We start from the raw sequence: 390 nt of genomic DNA, 5'->3' as shown, positions 1-390 counted from the left end.
CTTTGTATTATTCCGCTTCTTCGACATGGTAAAACCATGGCCAATCAGCTATCTAGATAAACATGTCCATGGTGGCTTCGGGATTATGATCGATGACATTCTAGCCGGTGTGATGGCTGGATTGTGCTTGGCGTTACTTGGCTGGGGTTTGGGCTGGGTATAGTTTATTTAGGCCCTGGGACCTAGTTTCTAGACCCTAGGGCCCAGACCCTAGGGCCCAGAACTCAGGGCCCAGAACCTAGGGCCCAGAACCTATAACCCTGGGCCTAATAACTACTTATCTAGATACTCTTCAATCTGACGCTGAATGCCTTTGGCATCTAATTCTAGTTCAGCGTGCATCTCTTCTTGTGTACCTTGAGCAATAAATCGGTCTGGAAGACCTAAGTT

Annotated in this window: 1 protein-coding gene; it reads left to right on the top strand. The window is 47.7% G+C overall.

The genetic code is table 11. The annotated features are described in order from the left end of the window. Positions 1–163, top strand: a 163-nt coding sequence (locus AB4585_RS22500) for a phosphatidylglycerophosphatase A (protein WP_372171037.1), incomplete at its 5' end; no start/stop codon positions are given. Positions 164–390 lie beyond the last annotated feature (227 nt).

Source organism: Vibrio sp. 10N.222.49.C9 (assembly GCF_041474985.1).
GTDB lineage: Bacteria > Pseudomonadota > Gammaproteobacteria > Enterobacterales > Vibrionaceae > Vibrio > Vibrio crassostreae_C.
Note: the sequence above shows the minus strand (reverse complement) of the source record. Positions and strands in the feature narration are given on the sequence as shown.